Annotated in this window: 14 protein-coding genes; 6 read left to right on the top strand and 8 right to left on the bottom strand. The window is 30.9% G+C overall.

Going from position 1 to position 17631, the window contains the following annotated elements; genetic code table 11:
- Positions 1–227: 227 nt before the first annotated feature.
- From thrA to thrC, 4 genes are read left to right on the top strand one after another with little or no spacing between them, the layout of a single operon-like run.
- On the top strand, positions 228–2672 hold the full coding sequence (gene thrA, locus BMY33_RS02080; RefSeq protein WP_091404868.1) for a bifunctional aspartate kinase/homoserine dehydrogenase I: 2445 nt from the start codon (positions 228–230) through the stop codon (positions 2670–2672).
- A 14-nt stretch (positions 2673–2686) separates the two neighbouring features.
- Positions 2687–3610 (top strand): homoserine kinase, encoded by a 924-nt coding sequence (locus BMY33_RS02075; protein ID WP_091404863.1) that lies wholly within the window; start codon positions 2687–2689, stop codon positions 3608–3610.
- Between the two features lies 1 nt (position 3611).
- On the top strand, positions 3612–3980 hold the full coding sequence (locus tag BMY33_RS02070) for a RidA family protein (protein ID WP_091404858.1): 369 nt from the start codon (positions 3612–3614) through the stop codon (positions 3978–3980).
- Between the two features lie 16 nt (positions 3981–3996).
- The gene (gene thrC, locus BMY33_RS02065; RefSeq protein ID WP_091404856.1) at positions 3997–5286 is read left to right on the top strand and encodes a threonine synthase; all 1290 of its coding nucleotides are present in this window, start codon (positions 3997–3999) and stop codon (positions 5284–5286) included.
- A 40-nt stretch (positions 5287–5326) separates the two neighbouring features.
- On the opposite strand, the gene BMY33_RS02060 is transcribed toward thrC, so the two are convergent.
- Positions 5327–6211 (bottom strand): M28 family metallopeptidase, encoded by an 885-nt coding sequence (locus tag BMY33_RS02060; RefSeq protein ID WP_091404853.1) that lies wholly within the window; start codon positions 6209–6211, stop codon positions 5327–5329.
- A gap of 108 nt (positions 6212–6319) precedes the next feature.
- On the opposite strand from BMY33_RS02060, the gene BMY33_RS02055 reads away from it, so the two are divergent.
- Positions 6320–6916, top strand: coding sequence for a hypothetical protein (locus tag BMY33_RS02055; RefSeq protein WP_091404851.1), 597 nt, complete (start codon positions 6320–6322; stop codon positions 6914–6916).
- Positions 6917–6998: 82 nt separating this feature from the next.
- Entirely contained in the window at positions 6999–7964 is a 966-nt protein-coding gene (locus tag BMY33_RS02050) for a DUF547 domain-containing protein (RefSeq protein ID WP_244542961.1), read from the top strand.
- 94 nt (positions 7965–8058) lie between these two features.
- On the opposite strand, the gene BMY33_RS02045 is transcribed toward BMY33_RS02050, so the two are convergent.
- From BMY33_RS02045 to BMY33_RS02015, 7 genes are all read right to left on the bottom strand, one after another.
- Positions 8059–9474, bottom strand: coding sequence for a M12 family metallopeptidase (locus tag BMY33_RS02045; RefSeq protein WP_091404848.1), 1416 nt, complete (start codon positions 9472–9474; stop codon positions 8059–8061).
- Between the two features lie 316 nt (positions 9475–9790).
- Entirely contained in the window at positions 9791–10444 is a 654-nt protein-coding gene (locus BMY33_RS02040; protein WP_139195568.1) for a hypothetical protein, read from the bottom strand.
- Positions 10445–10650: 206 nt separating this feature from the next.
- Positions 10651–11394, bottom strand: coding sequence for a response regulator transcription factor (locus tag BMY33_RS02035; RefSeq protein WP_091404840.1), 744 nt, complete (start codon positions 11392–11394; stop codon positions 10651–10653).
- A gap of 6 nt (positions 11395–11400) precedes the next feature.
- A complete protein-coding gene (locus BMY33_RS02030; RefSeq protein WP_170836977.1) occupies positions 11401–13557 on the bottom strand; it encodes a tetratricopeptide repeat-containing sensor histidine kinase in 2157 nt (718 codons plus the stop codon).
- Between the two features lie 157 nt (positions 13558–13714).
- On the bottom strand, positions 13715–14077 hold the full coding sequence (locus tag BMY33_RS02025; protein ID WP_091404832.1) for a hypothetical protein: 363 nt from the start codon (positions 14075–14077) through the stop codon (positions 13715–13717).
- A gap of 142 nt (positions 14078–14219) precedes the next feature.
- The gene (gene sthA / locus BMY33_RS02020; protein WP_091404830.1) at positions 14220–15647 is read right to left on the bottom strand and encodes a Si-specific NAD(P)(+) transhydrogenase; all 1428 of its coding nucleotides are present in this window, start codon (positions 15645–15647) and stop codon (positions 14220–14222) included.
- 6 nt (positions 15648–15653) lie between these two features.
- Positions 15654–17624 (bottom strand): adenylate/guanylate cyclase domain-containing protein, encoded by a 1971-nt coding sequence (locus BMY33_RS02015; RefSeq protein ID WP_091404828.1) that lies wholly within the window; start codon positions 17622–17624, stop codon positions 15654–15656.
- Between the last annotated feature and the right edge of the window lie 7 nt (positions 17625–17631).

Below are 17631 nucleotides of genomic sequence, written 5' to 3'. Positions count from 1 at the left end.
TAAATATAAATTAAACTAATGTTTAGTACGGTTTCAATCTCGGTTTTACTTTTCGCGTTAGGAACAACAGCGGCTTTCGCTTATACTTCAATTTCACGTACTTCGACTATTATTATTACCCTTAGGGGTTAATCATTTATATATCATAGAAATCAAGTAGGTAGTATATTTTAAGTAAATAAACTATCGAAAAGCTTTATCAAATACATCATTATAAAAAATATATTATGAACGTTCTAAAATTTGGAGGTTCCTCAGTCGCAAATGCAGCGACTATAGAAAAAGTTATAGAAATCATCGAAAAGCAATCTGTAAGCAAACCTCTTTATGTGGTTGTTTCTGCCCTTGGCGGAATTACAGATTTACTAATTCAGGCTGGTAAAGAAGCTTCTTCTAACAATGAAAAATATAAAAACACTCTTACTACTATAGAAAACAGACATCTTGATGCTATAAAGAAATTGATTCCTGTAGTCTCTCAAAGTTCTATTATTAGTAAAGTCAAATCAGAATTAAATAAACTAGAATCTTTATGTGAGGGAGTATATCTATTAAGTGAGTTATCTCCTAAAACTGAATCCGTAATTGCTAGCTTTGGAGAAATGCTATCATCCTTCATAATATCTGAAGCTGCGAAAGTAAAAGGTTTAGACATAGTTCTTAAAGATTCCAGAGATTATATCATTACAACAGAAGCTTCAAAAGTTACCATTGATTATGAAGAAACTAACTATAGAATAAAAAGATATGCTGAGGATAATAAACATCAGATTAGTCTTTTTCCAGGTTTTGTAGCAAGAACATCAGCTGGCGAACCTACCACTTTAGGAAGAGGCGGATCCGATTTTACAGCAGCAATTTTAGCTTCAGGTATACAAGCTGATAAATTACAAATTTGGACGGATGTAAGTGGAATGTATACTGCTAATCCCAAAATAGTAAAACAAGCAAAACCTGTATCTCATATTTCTTATCAGGAAGCGATGGAATTGTCTCATTTCGGAGCTAAAGTCATTTATCCTCCAACAATCCATCCGGTTTTAGACAAAAACATTCCAATTGTTATCAAGAATACGTTTGAACCTGAAGATAAAGGAACATTAATTACAAGAGAAGTTATTAATAGACCAAAACCAGTTACTGGGATTAGTCATATAGACAATATCTCTGTAATATCTTTAGAAGGAAGTGGAATGGTTGGAATTCCAGGGTTTTCCAAACGATTATTTGAGGCACTATTCTTAGAAAACATCAATGTAATTCTAATCACTCAGGCTTCATCCGAGCATTCTATATGTTTAGCCGTAGAAGCTGTAGATGCGGAAAAGGCTAAAACAGTTTTGGATACAGCATTCGAATTCGAAATTACAAAACATAAAGTAGATCCTGTAAAAATTGAAAATGATGCTGCTATTGTAGCTTTAGTTGGTGATAATATGTATCACCATCAAGGCCTAAGTGGTAAGATGTTTAGCACTTTAGGTAAAAACAATGTAAATATAAGAGCAATAGCTCAAGGAGCTTCAGAAAAAAACATCTCTGTTGTAATTGGAAAAAAAGATATTAAAAAAGCTTTAAATATATTACACGAACGTTTTTTTGAAGTAAAAACAAAACAGTTAAACTTATTTATTACAGGTGTAGGAAATGTAGGGGGTAAATTACTCTCCCAATTAGAACAACAGAAAAGTTATTTAAAAGATAAGTTACGTCTAAAAATACGTGTTGTTGGAATTTCTAATTCGAGAACAATGGTTTTTGATGAGCAAGGGATTAAATTAAATACTTGGAAAGAAAAACTAGCTAGTGGAGAAAAAGCGAATTCAGAACAGTTCTTCAATACAGCTAAAGAAATGAATATCCGTAATTCAATTTTTGTAGACAATACTGCTAATCCTGATATAGCAAAAGTATATAAGCATTATTTAACAGAAAGTATGGCTGTTGTAACCTGTAATAAAATTGCTTGTGCTGATGAATATGTTAATTATTCTAAATTGAAAGAGCTTTCTAGAAAATTTAGTGCCTCTTTTCTTTATGAGACTAATGTAGGTGCTGGTTTGCCGATTATCGATACTCTAAACAATCTAATTGCATCTGGTGATAACGTTCATAAAATACAAGCTGTATTATCAGGTAGTCTAAATTTTGTCTTCAATAACTATAAAAAAGGTGTTAACTTTTATGATGTGGTAAAACAAGCACAAGAAGAAGGATATACTGAACCAGATCCAAAAATTGATTTAAGCGGTGTAGATGTTGCTAGGAAAATTCTCATTCTAGCTCGAGAAAGTGGTCAAATCATGGAATTAGATGACATAGAAAAAGATGCTTTCTTACCACAGCAAAGTCTTGAAACCTTAACGGTTGATGATTTTTTTGAATCATTAAAAAATAATGAGGCTCATTTTGCTCAAATCCTTGAAGAAGCTAACGAAAAAGAGTGTCGACTAAAATATGTAGCTCAATATGAGAATGGAAAAGCAAAAGTAGGTTTACAGCATATCCCCGCTGATCATCCTTTTTATGATTTAGAAGGAAGTGATAACATTGTTCTTTTTTATACAGATCGTTATCCAAAACAACCTCTTATTGTAAAAGGAGCTGGTGCCGGTGCAGAAGTAACAGCCTCTGGTATATTTGCTGACATTATAAGAATAGGTAAAAAGTAAATCTCAATGTTAACATGAAAAGTATAAAGATATTTGCTCCAGCTACCGTTGCCAATCTATCTTGTGGATTTGATGTCCTAGGCTGCTGTTTGGATACTGTAGGAGATGAAATGGTTATATCCCTTAGTTCTAAACCAGGTGTAAGAATTACTAAAATTGAGGGAGCTGATCTACCTTTAGATACTAAAAAAAATGTTGCTGGTGTTGCTGTCGAAGCTTTACTAGCTAACTATGAGAATGAAATTGGTGTTGATATTGAAATTTACAAGAAAATAAAAGCAGGAAGTGGCATAGGAAGCAGTGCTGCTAGTAGTGCAGGAGCTGTTTGGGCTGTAAACCATCTATTAAACAATCCTTTTTCTCCTCATAAATTAGTAGAATTCGCAATGGAAGGAGAAAAACTAGCTAGTGGAAATGCTCATGCGGATAATGTAGCTCCAGCCCTATTAGGCGGATTTACTTTAGTGCGAAGTTATGCCCCATTAGATGTGATCAAATTACACACTCCAAATGATCTAGTAATGACCGTTATTCACCCTCAAATTGAAGTAAAAACTTCGGATGCGAGGTCTGTTATCAAGCAAAATGTAACATTAAAGCAAGCAATACATCAATGGGGTAATGTTGGCGGTTTTATATCAGGTCTTTTTACCGAAGATTATGAACTTATTGGACGTAGTCTAGAAGATGTTATTATAGAACCAATGCGATCCATTCTAATCCCTGAATTTGAAAACGTTAAAAAAGCTGCAATTTCTGCAGGCGCATTAGGATGTGGGATATCAGGTTCAGGGCCTTCTATATTTGCTTTGAGTAAGAGTATAACAACTGCAAAAAATGTAGCGGAAGTAATAAACGATGTATATACAAAAACTGGACTTGACTTTGATATTCATATTTCTAAAATCAATAGTCAAGGAGTCAAAATAATTAAATGACATGCAAGAAATCAAAAAAATAGCTACTGGTTCTCCTTGGGAAGATATCGTAGGATACTCAAGAGCCATTAAAATTGGGAACATTATTGAAATATCAGGAACAACTGCTCCTGGAAGAAATGAATATGAACAGACAGTGGCAATTATAGAAAATATAAAAAAAGTATTAGAAGGTTTGGATGCAAGTTTGGATAATGTAATACGAACACGAATTTACTGTACAGATATTACGCAATGGGAAAAAATTGGCAAAGCTCATGGAGAGTACTTTGGAAAAATAAAACCAGTAACATCAATGGTAGAAGTTTCTAAGTTAATTGATCCCAGTATTTTAGTAGAGATTGAATTTTCTGCAATAGTTTCACAATAATAAAATTAAATTTATAATGCAATATTATAGTTTACATAATAAAGCTCCTAAAGTATCATTTTCTGAAGCAGTTATAAAGGGATTAGCTCCAGATAAGGGACTATATTTCCCTGAGAGTATTACTCCTTTACCTCCATCATTTTTTGATAATATTGAGAATTTAGACACAATAGAAATTGGTTTTCAGACTATTAAACAATTCGTTGGAAATGAGATACCTGATACTGAATTAAAAGACATTCTTAGAGATGTATTAAGTTTTGACTTTCCTGTAATTGATATCAAAGAAAATATAGGCACGTTAGAACTTTTTCATGGACCTACAATGGCATTTAAAGATGTTGGTGCTCGATTTATGGCACGTTGTCTTGGATATTTTAATAGAAATAATGATGATAAAGTTACCGTATTGGTTGCAACTTCTGGCGATACAGGGGGTGCGGTAGCACAAGGGTTTTTAGGCGTAAAAGGTGTTGATGTGGTTATTCTCTACCCGTCCGGAAAAGTTAGTGATATACAGGAAAGACAATTAACCACCTTAGGTCAAAATATAACAGCATTAGAAGTGGATGGGGTATTTGATGATTGTCAGGATATGGTAAAAAAAGCTTTCCTTGATGAAAGCATCACTAATTATAAACAGTTGACTTCCGCTAATTCCATAAATATTGCTCGATGGCTACCTCAATTATTCTATTTTGTTTTTGCTTATAAACAATTAAAAAGCAAAGGAAAAGAGATCGTTTTTTCAGTTCCTAGTGGTAATTTTGGGAATATTTGCGCTGGGATTGTTGCTCATAAACTTGGGCTTCCTGTTAAACACTTTATTGCTGCTACCAATGCAAATGATACCGTTGTTAGGTATATGAATACCGAAGATTATAACCCAAAGCCTTCTAAAGCAACCATATCTAACGCTATGGATGTTGGTAACCCAAGTAATTTTATTAGAATTCAACAATTATTTGACAATAATTTCGAGTCTTTAAAGAGTAGTTTTTCTGCGTATAGTTTTAACGATCAAAGTACAAAAGATGCTATGAAAGAAGTATATCAACAAACAAAATATATAGCGGATCCTCACGGAGCAGTTGGTTATCTTGGTTTAAAAGAATATAATTTAAAGGAAAATGAATACGGAGTATTTTTAGAAACTGCTCATCCTGTTAAATTTTTGGATATTGTAGAAGAAACATTGGATACTAAAATATTAATCCCGCCTCAGATTCAAAAAGTAATGAACAAAGAAAAAGTGAGTATTAAAACCAATGATTATAACAAATTAAAAGAGTTTCTTCTTAACTAAGAAGAAACTCTTTTAATTTGTTATCTATTATATCTTAAACTTACTTAGCAAGTGACTTCATTACCTTAGAAACTATATACGAAGTAGACGCTAAGTATCTAAAATTTACAGTCGTATACTTATCCTCTGATTGATGTACATATGGAGAATTATCTCCATTCATTAACTCTGCAGTAATTGTTATTGTATCATACCCTAAAGTAGAAAACACTCGGGTCTCTGGAGTTGATACTCTTCTTTTAAAAACAGGTACACCAGATTCTAGTCGATATGCAGATTCTAGACTTATGTTGGATGCTAATAATTCTATTGCTCTATCTTCATCATTATCCCAACCAACATAATCAACTCGATGCATCGAGTTTACATTATATTTATCGTCCTGTAGTTTTTTAACAAACATTCTACATCCGATCATATTAGTTTCTTGTTGATCAAAAAATACAATTATAAAATTAATATTTCGATTGGCTAATTTGGTTATTTTCTCTGTAACATATAAAGTAAGTGCAACTCCTGTAGCATTATGAACTGCTCCAGGGCTCCCCTCTGCTGTATCATAATGAGCTCCTAAAACTATATATTCATCACTCCCATTTGTAGCTGGAATCTCGGCATAGATATTAGATCCATTGTACTGATTTCCTTTTTTATCTTGAACGTTATAATTATTACGCTTGGGTTTAGTACCTAGATCTTTAAGATAATTAAATAAATAATCAGCGGTGATTCTTCTTTCTGAATTACTGGCCCTACTAGACAATTTCTTTTTTCCCTTAATAGGAATGTGTCCAGTTAATTTACCAACAATATCCTTTTGGATATTAATGATTTCTGCTTCTTCTTGATCAGTCAATGATTGAGCTACTGAAACCTGAATGCAAAAAATCAATAATAGTAATGTTCTAAACTTATATAATCTCATTTTAAAATTTTTGTATTCTTATTTTTCCTTTCCTTGTAACAAATTTATGAAAAACAATAAATATTTTTGCATTTACTATTTTTATTGTCTTAAAATAAACATTTCCTTATGATAAATCCAAAAACCATACCATTTTTTATCATTGTTACTTTGTTATTCATTGGTGGTTGTAAAAAAGAAGAATCGTCTATTAACTACTTATCTGCTCCTGATAATTGGAGAAAAGAAACCATCGAGTTTCCATTATCATTTGCACCATCAATTAATTATAAAGGTACGGAATATGTTCGATTTGCTCCCGGTTGGGGTAAAGAAGGCGCTGAGGATTACTTTTCTTATGCATTTCTTTGGTATTTGGATGAAAAACCAACATTATCTACTACGGTTTTAGAATCACAACTAGAAGATTACTTTATCGGATTAATGCAAGGAATGGTTAAATCAGAACCTGATGCTACCAAGAAAGTCACAGAAACTAAGGCTTTCTTTGAGAAAATTGACAATGCATCTTATGCTGGTAAAGTAATAACCTATGACGCTTTTACAACTAAAAAAGAAGTCGCTCTAAATATTATTGCTACTTATATTGAATGTAATTCTATCGATAAACATTTAGTAATCTTTAGAATATCTCCTAAAGAAATTGATCATTTAATATGGAATAAATTAAATGAAATTCAGATAACTCAGGATTGCGAGAAATAATAAATTATATCTTGTTTATTTTTTATTAAATTATTGTCTATCTTAATAAGACCTAAACTATTAGTGTTAAAACCAAAATAATATGCAAAAAATATCTTTTCTATTTGCTATTCTTTTTATTCTTGGATGCTCTTCTAATAAAAAGGAAGAAAAATCTAATTTGAAACCAGAAAGCACTACCGTTATAGATACTGCTATGGTCGACCACACATCTGATCAAATTACATCTAATAATGAAACAATTGAAGCTCAAGAAGTAAAGGATTCTGTGATTGAGACTAATGAAGTAAGAGAACCACAAACAGATGTAAAAGTATCTAAGGGCAAAGAGATTGTAAAAGGAACTAATGCAGGTGATAAAGAAGAAAAAAAAGATATTAAGAAAAATAATATTGAAAAGATTAGACCACATCACACCATTTGGAATAGTTTAACCAAAAAACACGTCTCCTCTTCTGGAAAAGTCAATTATAATGGTTTTAAATCAGATATTAAATCCATTGAAATCTACTTATCACACTTAGCAGTAACTTCTCCAAAAAAGGATTGGACAAAAAATGAAAAATTAGCATATTGGTTTAATTTATATAATGCCGCTACAATTCATCTCATAGCCAGCAATTATCCTGTAAAAAGTATTAAGGATATAAATAATGGTAAACCTTGGGATAAGAAATTCATAAAATCTGGAAACAAAACATACTCTCTAAATCAAATAGAAAACTCTATTGTACGCCCAAATTTTAATGAGCCTAGATTACACGTAGCTTTTAATTGCGCAGCCATATCTTGTCCAAAATTAATGAAAGGGGCTTTTCTTCCTTCTGAATTAAATACACAATTAAACACCTTATCTAGGAATTGGATTAATGATATATCTAAAAACAAAATTTCAGAAAACACTGTAGAAATAAGCAAAATATTCGAATGGTATAAAGTTGATTTCAAAAAAGGTGTTATTTCTTTTATTAACCAGTATACAAATACAAAAGTTAATGATTATGCAAAAATTCATTATCTAGAATATAATTGGGATTTGAATGATTAATGGTTTTCATTAGTACGTTAAAAAACCCTTCAGATAATTAGAGAACTATCTGAAGGATAATGAATACGTTTATATTATTATTCTATAAAATGATCTAAGGTAATGCCAAATATCTATTCGCTGTATCATCAACTTTTTTCAAGAATACCAGTGCTTGATGAAACGTAACCAATGCATCTGCTCTAGTTGCATTATCATTTGGGCGTAACTTATTAGTTATTGAATTATTCGGATTGTAAACAGAGATTAGTTTATTTTTATAAGCATCTGCTACTTTACCGTTATCGATTGCCCAATCAGGAATATCTTCTCGATCAGAGAAAAAATCTAAATCAGAATTTATTCCTCCACCTAATCGTAATCCGCTTGCCAAAGAAACCCATATCTGAACTCTTGACACCTTTTCATCTAGTCTAAATGTTCCATCAGGAAACCCTGAAATGTATCCGCCTCTAACAGCAATAGATATTGCATCAGTAGCCCAATAATCCGTATCAGGAACATCAGGGAAATTAATATCATCTCTAATTGGTTCTGGTTTTATAATGCTTGCTATTAATGTGGCAAACTGAGCTCTTGTAAGAAGATCATTCGGTTTAAATGTTCCATCAGGAAATCCTGATACCAACCCCTTACTCATTAAAAGGTTTATTTCATACTGCGCCCAATTCCCAGAAATATCGCTTGCAAGTGGTATGGAATTAGCATACATCAGATTTACACCACGAATATCATTAGCACTTAAAGTTCCTGGAGGGTAAGACCAATCTGTCCCATCAAGTTTTTCCATGACAGGTTTTGTTATATCTATTGAATGATCAGTAACACCTGCTCTATATATCATAACACTTTCGAAATCCACTCCAATTGTAAAATCTCTACCCGGAGCTGTTGTATTTTTTTTGTATTGAGCTTCACTTAAAAAATTATCATCTATGTTATCCCACAATATTCTTATATACTTATCTCTGTCATATTTGTTATGCTCATGATATAAACCTACAGCATGCCCTAATTCATGAATTAATAATTCTTTATTAAAACATCCTCCTACATTGAGTTCTTGCATTCTCCCCCTTCTACCAATAAATGATTTACAACCTCCTTTGTCTACAAAATTAACATAAGCATTTTGACTTGTTCTCTGTTGAAATTTAATCACTGTGTTGTCTTTCCAATGATTCATTGCTTCAAAAATAATCTGTCTTTTAGAGTTTGATACATCACTAGCTATATTATAATAAATAATACCATTTGGCCATAAAACGCCCATTTTTCCTGAACTTTTAGCATTCTGATCCAAGTCAATCAAAATATCACCCTCCATTACATAATTTCCATCTACTTTTTCCACATATATTTTTTCTCCATAATACTCAACTCCAACTACTTCAACATTTTCTTCAACTCCAATTTCTTCCAATTCTTCTTGTTTATTATCACAAGAAGAAAAAAACACAAACGAAAAAACAAGTGAAACTACTGTAAATGATTTTAAACAAAATCTCATAACTTATTGTAATTTAAATATTTAGCTTTTTATTTTTTAACAGTGCAAATGTATGGATGAAGACTAGTACGAACTTTCTGAAAAATGCTACGACTTTACAAAAATTGATATTAACTTTATTTAACATAAAAAAAATCTTTTTAAAAACATTTACGCTCTTTTAAAAAAGTACTTTTTCAAATTGTAGATGTAATATGAAACCTTCTATACAAAATATATTCATTGAGCTATAGATCATGGTTATTAAGTATAAACAAAAAATTGGAGCTGTTTAAATAAACAGCTCCAATCAATGAATATTTTTATTGTGAGTTATTTAAAAAACCCAACAATAAGAATCCATACAAAGTATAGCACCAGCACCATATCCTGCTATACAGGCAGCAGATACAACAATAGTCGGAGAACCGCCTATTACACAAGCCCAAGCTGGTAAACCAACTGCTAGCAGACAAGTTATATACCTCCAACCGCAACGTCTATTATTCTTTCCAATAAAATTAACATCTAAGAAGTCAGATTTATCTAAATTTTGGAATATACTTTCAGCCTCAGATTTAGACAAATTATTATAATCTATGCCGCTACCTACTTCTTCTTCAATTTGAGGATATTTTGAAATTAAACTTTCATAATGCATTTTTGCTAAAATAAAATTCTCTGAAATTTTCATCTGATTGTTATCAAAAATTTCCTGCATTTGTTCCTCATTTTTATCTATAACTATTTTCTTATATTCCGTAAGAGAAACATTATTATTTTTTAAAGAAGACTGAACTAAAGAAATATTATTAATAAGTAATTTTTCTAATGCTATATAGTCTGGGTCGCTTTCAATAGCCTTATCATCAATTTCAATTTGTGCCTCAATTGAAGTTGTCTCCGTTTCTTCGCTATCACAGGATGCAATCACTAATGATAACATTAGTATACAGGACATTAAATAAAAGATTTTTTTATAATTTATCATTGTTTCTGGTTTTAAGATTTTAACTTATTTTAATAGTTAACAAAAAATAATAATTTGGAAAACTGATCAGATTATAGCTTTTTCCGTATGTAATAAAATTTCTTGTTTTATCAGAAATATTTCTATGACAAATGTATGTTATTGAATGAAGAAAGAATTTATCAAAATTGCCTATACTTGACTATAATTGACTTAATTACAACCTATTATCTACTTTTAAAAGTTCGCCTATAATTTTCTGCATTTGTGCCCACATTTTTCTGAAATGTTACACTAAAATTAGAATGGCTCTGAAAACCAAGATCATAAGCGATAGTGGATATTGGTAAATCAGTTTCAGTAAGTAGCAATTTTGCTTTGCTAATCTTTTGTTCTAATATATATTGATAAGGAGTAGATCCAATATATCTTTTAAAATTTCTAATGAAATGATGATGTTGCCAATCGGTCATTTTGGCTAATTCTTTTACCACTAATTTTTTGTCTAAATTATTAGCAATGTGATCTGTTACTTTTCTAAGTTTAAATGGAACATCACTCACCGGAGTTTCAGAATTACGAACTGGATCTAATTTTCTGTGCTTATGATTAGAAAAGGCTATTTCAATTGTAGAAATAATGGTTTCTGGTTTAAAAGGTTTAATTATATAACCCATAGGCCTTGTTTTCTTAACCTCATCCAATGTTAATTTATCAGAAAGGGATGTGATAAAAACATAAGGGATCGTATCCTTTTCCAGAAGGTAATTAGCAATATCTGTTCCTTGCTTTTCTCCTCTTAAATTTATATCAATAAGTACCATATCAGGAGATAACAATTCTATCTCTTCCAAAGCTTCATCGGCACTAATACAGGTGGCTACAGGATTCCAATTATTTTTTTTAAGAATACGTGCCAAATCAGCAGCTATAATTAACTCATCTTCTACAATTAGTATTTTTTTTGACATGATTGGTTATACTTTTAAGGGTTCGAATAAAACTTTAATCGATGTTCCATTATTTTGATTTACAATCATTTCCCCGTTTACTTGTCTTACTAATAAGTCTACCAATTTGAGACCATATGATGATGATTCCTCATTCGTTTCTTTCACAGAAATTCCAATGCCATCATCTTTTATTAGAATAGCTATTTTTTCTGATTCTCTATATACCTTAATTGTTAATATTCCCGTTTCTTTTCCTTTAAAAGCATATTTAAATGCATTATTAACCAATTCATTGACTATAATTCCTACTGGTATTGCTGTATCAATATGGAAGAAAAATTCCTCTGCATCAATATTATATTTTATTTTTTGATCATTAAAATCAAAAGAGTCATACCCTGCTTTCACTAACTTTAATAAGTATTTATGAAAATCTATCTGCTCAATTTTATCATTAGAATAAAGAATCTGATGTACCAATGCCATAGATGTAATTCTGCTTTGACTTCTTTCTACAAAGGCTTCAATCTTCTTATCATTAAGGCGATCTGCCTGTAGATTTAATATACTTGTAACCAATTGAAGATTATTCTTAACCCTATGATGTACCTCTTTTAATAAGACTTCTTTTTCTCCTAAAGCTTTTTCTAACTGAGCACTTTTATCTAAAAGAATTTGGTTTTTTTCTTCTATTTCTTCATTCTTAATTGATAATAATTTATTATTTCTTTTCTTGATTCTATACTGAAAAAATATACTTCCGATACCAATAGTTGACATTCCCAAAATTGCCCATAAAATATAGTTTTGATATCGTTGACGTGTTATTTGTAATTCTTTAATTTTGTTTTCACTATTTAAAGTAGTGATCTCTTTTTCTTTTTCTGATGTTTCGAATTTTACCTGTAATTGTTTAATTTTATCCCTTCTTTTCACCTTTTCTAAACTATCCATTATTCGAATGGATTGTTTATAATTTGTAAGAGAAGAAAGGTAATCTCCTTGAATAGAATCAATTTCAGATAACAATTTATATAGATCAGGTTTTTCTTCGATAATTTGTTTTTCACTTGATAATACTATAGCACTGTCAATTATATCTTTAGATTTCTCATAATTGCCTTTATGAAGATAATTCCTTGACAAGCTCTGTAAAGTGGCAATATATCGTTTTTCATCACCTGTTTGTTTATAGATTTCTAATGCAGTTTTATTATAAACAATAGCCATAGCATAATCCTTTTTCTCTAGAACAGTAATAGCTCCTAGGTTATTATATATATCAGCTTTAATATAATCCAGATTTAATTTATTTGCATAAACCAATGCCTCATTTAAATAAGTAGCAGATTTTTTGGTATTGTTTAATTCCAGGTAGCAACTCCCTAAATTGTACAAATTGGTACAAATAAGTCCTTCATTTCCTATAACCTTACTGTACTGAAGTGACTTCTCTAAGTAATCTATAACTTTTTCCATCTCACTTGTATTCCAAAAAAGAACTCCAATACTATTGTAAATAGTGGCTAATGATATCGTATCATTAAGACTCTCGAATATTTCTAAAGCATTTATATAATCTTTGATTGCAGGATCAAAATCTCCTTTTTCTGCGTTAAACATTCCTAAATTGATATAATAGCTAGCTATTGACCCTTTATCTTTAATTTTAGGGATAATCAATTTAGCTTTATCAAAAAAATAACCTGCCGAATCAAACTTTCTCAATATTACATTAGCGGCAGCAATATCACTAAAACAATCAAAAATCAGCCTATCGTCCTCTATTTCATTTGCAATGGAGAGTCTCTTTGTATTTACATTTTTTATGCTATCCATTGCATACTTCTGAACAAAAAATAGATGTTTTTGTGTTAAGACCTCATAAAATTTCCTATTATCAGGACCGATAATATTTAATAAAGAAAGAGATTTATTTATGTAAATACTAGCTGAATCATTTTGAAGATTATTATAGGAATCCGTAAGATTCATGAATATGGATAAGCTATCCGATTGTCGGGATTGTAAAAGAGTTTGTAGACTATCAATACGTTCTCTTACCGATTTACCATCCTGACCAAATCCAGAATCATGATAAAACAAAACAATAATGAGTACTACTATTAATTTTGTAAAAAAATGCTTTCCATTCATAGAACTTAGATGACTTTGTATCAAAGACTTAATTTAAAATACAACAAAAATCTGAGATATTACAGATTTAGACTCTAGCTAGTGGAGATATCTTATTTATCTCCATCAATACAAATCTAATTAGAACGTTGACATCTAGTTTTACAAAAAGTGACGTGATTTTACGAAAATTGACTTTTTATTAATTATCCAGATACGGATTTTTATTCTCTGACCAACTTAGAATTGTACTGTCCTGTACCTTCATAAGATTATCTGGTACATCCTGATAGTATGGATCGCCTTTATCAAAACCTCTAGAAATAAACTGAATTTCTCCATTATTCATAATACTGATCGTACCATTGGTTACACTGTCATTATGCCAATCTCCATATTGGACTATATTACATCCTACAAAAGAAAAACTGAATAGTATTGAATCTTTTGCAATTTCAACATCAGTAGATGTGATTTGTTTTGTTTTATTTCTTTTATCACAACTACTAATCATCACTATAGCTATGAATAATGTGGTAACCAAAATTATTTTAGATTTCATCATCTTTTTAAAGGATTTAAGAACAATAAATTTAGTAAGATAATTTAACTTCTTTTCGAGTAGAAATACCTGAGTTTAGAAGTCATTTTGATTAAATTGAATTGATTACAGCAACATCTTAATAAAACTGTCTTAATCATTAAAACTAAATCACTTCTCCTGCGGTTTTTACTTTTTTACCAGCTATATTACCCAAACCATCATAACTAGCATATTTATATAAATCGTGCAATGTAGGGTAATTAAATACTGTGGAGATAACATGATCTAATGTCTTCTTCTCTTGAACTAACTGCATACCAAAATGAATTAGCTCTGTAGCAAAATGCCCCATGATATGGACTCCATTTATGATTCTTGATTTTTTATCAAAAATTAGCTTTAAATATCCATTATCATTATCTCCCATGATTTTACCACGCGCAGTATCCCTAAAATAACTATATCCAACGCCATAATCTATATTACTTGCTTTTGCCTGTTCTTCTGTTACTCCTACCATAGAAACTTCGGGAACTGTATAAATTCCATATGGAAAAACATCTGCCAACGATTCTAAATCTGCAGTATCAAACATATGAGTAACTGCTAAACGACCTTGTTCCATACTTGTACTTGCTAAAGCAGGAAAACCAATCACATCACCTACTGCATAAATATTAGGGATATTTGTTTGAAACTTTTCATTAACTAATACAGTTTCTCTTTTACCTGTTTCTAATCCAATTCCTTCGCAATTTAGGCCCTTAATATTACCACTGCGTCCTGCGGCAAATAAAAACATCTCTACATTCAAACATTCTCCAGATTTCAATTTCAATTTTAATGGTTGCATTTCATCATCCGAAATCTCAAATTCTGTGACCGAATTATTAAATAAGATTTTGATTTCATTTTTTTTCATTTGTTCTACTAAAGCTTCTGATATCTCCGAATCCAAAAACCCCAAAATCTTATCTCTATCATTTACTACAAAAGTTCTAACTCCCATGGCGCCAAATATAGTAGCGTATTCACACCCTATTACACCGGCTCCCAAAACACAAATGGACTTAGGAAACCTCTTTATATTAAGAATTGAATCAGAATCTAAAACTCGTTTGTCATCAAATGGTATATTTTCGGGGTGGTATGGATAAGAACCTGTGGCTATCAAGATATAATTACCTTCTATAATTTGCTCTAGTTCTCCAGATATTTTTATGTGTGTGGCGTCTATAAAACTAGCGAAACCTTCAAAAACTTCTATTCCATGTTTTTTAAGATTATGGGCTACGGTCTTATGCATATGGTTCGTAACAACATTTTTACGGTATAAAAAATCATGAACTCCAGTTTCTCTTCCTATTTGTTTATCAACTCCAAATATACCTTTCTGGTACATTCCTGAAAGATACAATGCTGTCTCTTTTAATGTTTTTGACGGTAAAGTACCTGTCTGCACTCCTGCTCCTCCATATCTTCTTTCTTTTTCTACAACAGCTACTTTATATCCAAAATATGCTGCTTTTGCTGCTGCCTTTTCACCTGCAGGACCTGAACCAATTACAATAAGATCAAATTTCTTTTTCATTCATTTTTATTTGGTAATCATATGTGTTATTTCATCCCATGAAGATGTTTTCTTTTCTAAGTAATTTTCGCATCTATCAAAAAAGATTTCTACCGCCCTATCACTTGGATGCTTCTTATATAAATCAGAGAATATAACAGCTGCCTCCCGAATTTTTTTGTTTTCTATAAACGTAACACCCTTATTATAATTTTTCAGATAACTTAATTTTATTTGATCTGCAGGGCCCAGAAATTCGTATACAGATAGTGTTTTAGTTTTGCCTTTTACCTTTACAGTATCTAAAAATCTATAATGAAATGAATCTTTATTTTTCAATTTTAGTAATGTATGCTCTGTACCTATGACTTTTGCATTATAATACTTGGTTAATCCTTCTACTCGAGAAGCTGTATTCACCGCATCAGAAATAACAGTAGTTTCTAATCTATGATCATGTCCTATAGTACCTAAAATAAGTTTACCAGTATGAATTCCTGTGCCTATTTGTATAGGTAAGGCTATGTTCTTATCCAATCTACTATTGTATTCTTCTATAAAATCTTCAAATTCAAAAATGGTTTGTATTGCAGCATCAGGGTTATCTGGAAATAACGCCATAACTGAATCTCCAATAAATTTATCTATAAAACCTCCATTACGTTTTATAATCGGAACTATTCCACTTAAATACTCATTCAGAAAATCAAAATTCTCTTGTGGACTTAATGATTCGGAAATTTTAGTAAACTCTCTAATATCGGAAAAAATAACCGTCATTTCCCGTTCTACTTGATCTCCTAGTTCTACCTCTTCTATACTAGCTCTACCCAAGTTTTGTAAAAACTCCTGAGGTACAAAACGGCTATTAGCTTCACTAAGACGTAGCAATTTTCTATTTGCATTAGCTAATTCTTCAGTCCGTTCATCTACCTTTTGCTTAAAAAATTTTAATCTAGAAATCACCTCATCTTTCAGAAAAGAAAAATTACGTGTAAGACTTCCTATTTCATCATCTGTACGTATAATTGGATGTTCTGTTTCTAAGGTAAAGTTACTATCCACAAACCTCGTAATATGCATTGTCAATTCTGTAAGAGGTTTTGTGATTTTTCTAGAAATCAAAGAACTGATTAATACACTTACAATGAGTAATAGAAACGCAATCAAACCAAAATAAATAGTAAGTTTTTTAAATTCCGCCTTGGCCCACTCTTCGGTATATAAAACCAAGTTACTAAAATCTTCTTCGCAGACTATAATTCGCTGATCTAATTGTTGTTTTAATCCAGAGTTATCTCGTATACCAATACGTTGGTCGAGTTTTACCAACTGAATAAATTTATCTCGATAACCATCGAGATAATAGAGAACAACTTTTTTTCTTGCTTTAGATATTCTTCCACTATTGATGGTTTGTTGTCTTAATTTATTAACGAGATTACTAAGTCTGGTTACATATATAGATTCATTTCTCATAATATAATCTTTCTCATGACGTCTTAGAAAAAGTATATCTTTTGTATCTATCTCATTTATTTTCTCTAACCAATGTGCGTCCTTGCGCATAGATCCTTCTAGATTAAAGTTCTTATAACCTCTAGCTTGGATTTGTTCAATAAGCTCTAAAAAAACCGCATCGATTTCTGTTATATCAGATTTTACAAATTCAATACCTCCTACCAATGCAGATTCTTCCTCAAGATCTAATTGCATTAAATATGATCTAGTACTATCTAATAAAGTAAGGTATTGATCCAAATATTGATTATCACCGGTACGAAAAAAATGAGGATCTCTAGTAGCATGGCTAAAAAAATCTTGTTGAGCTTTTACACTTTTTAAAAGCATAACATACGATTTCTCAATAGCTTCTGTTCGTTTTAAAACGGTTTCACGTTTTTGAAGATAGGTAATAGAAAGCATGATAATCACAAAGCTAAAGCTGATGAAAATCAGAAACCAAAATAATAATCGATGACGGAAAGTACGAAACATCTAATAC

It is taken from the genome of Aquimarina amphilecti, assembly GCF_900109375.1.
GTDB lineage: Bacteria > Bacteroidota > Bacteroidia > Flavobacteriales > Flavobacteriaceae > Aquimarina > Aquimarina amphilecti.
The sequence above is the reverse complement of the archived record's forward strand: the minus strand, read 5'-3'. Positions and strand labels throughout refer to the sequence as shown.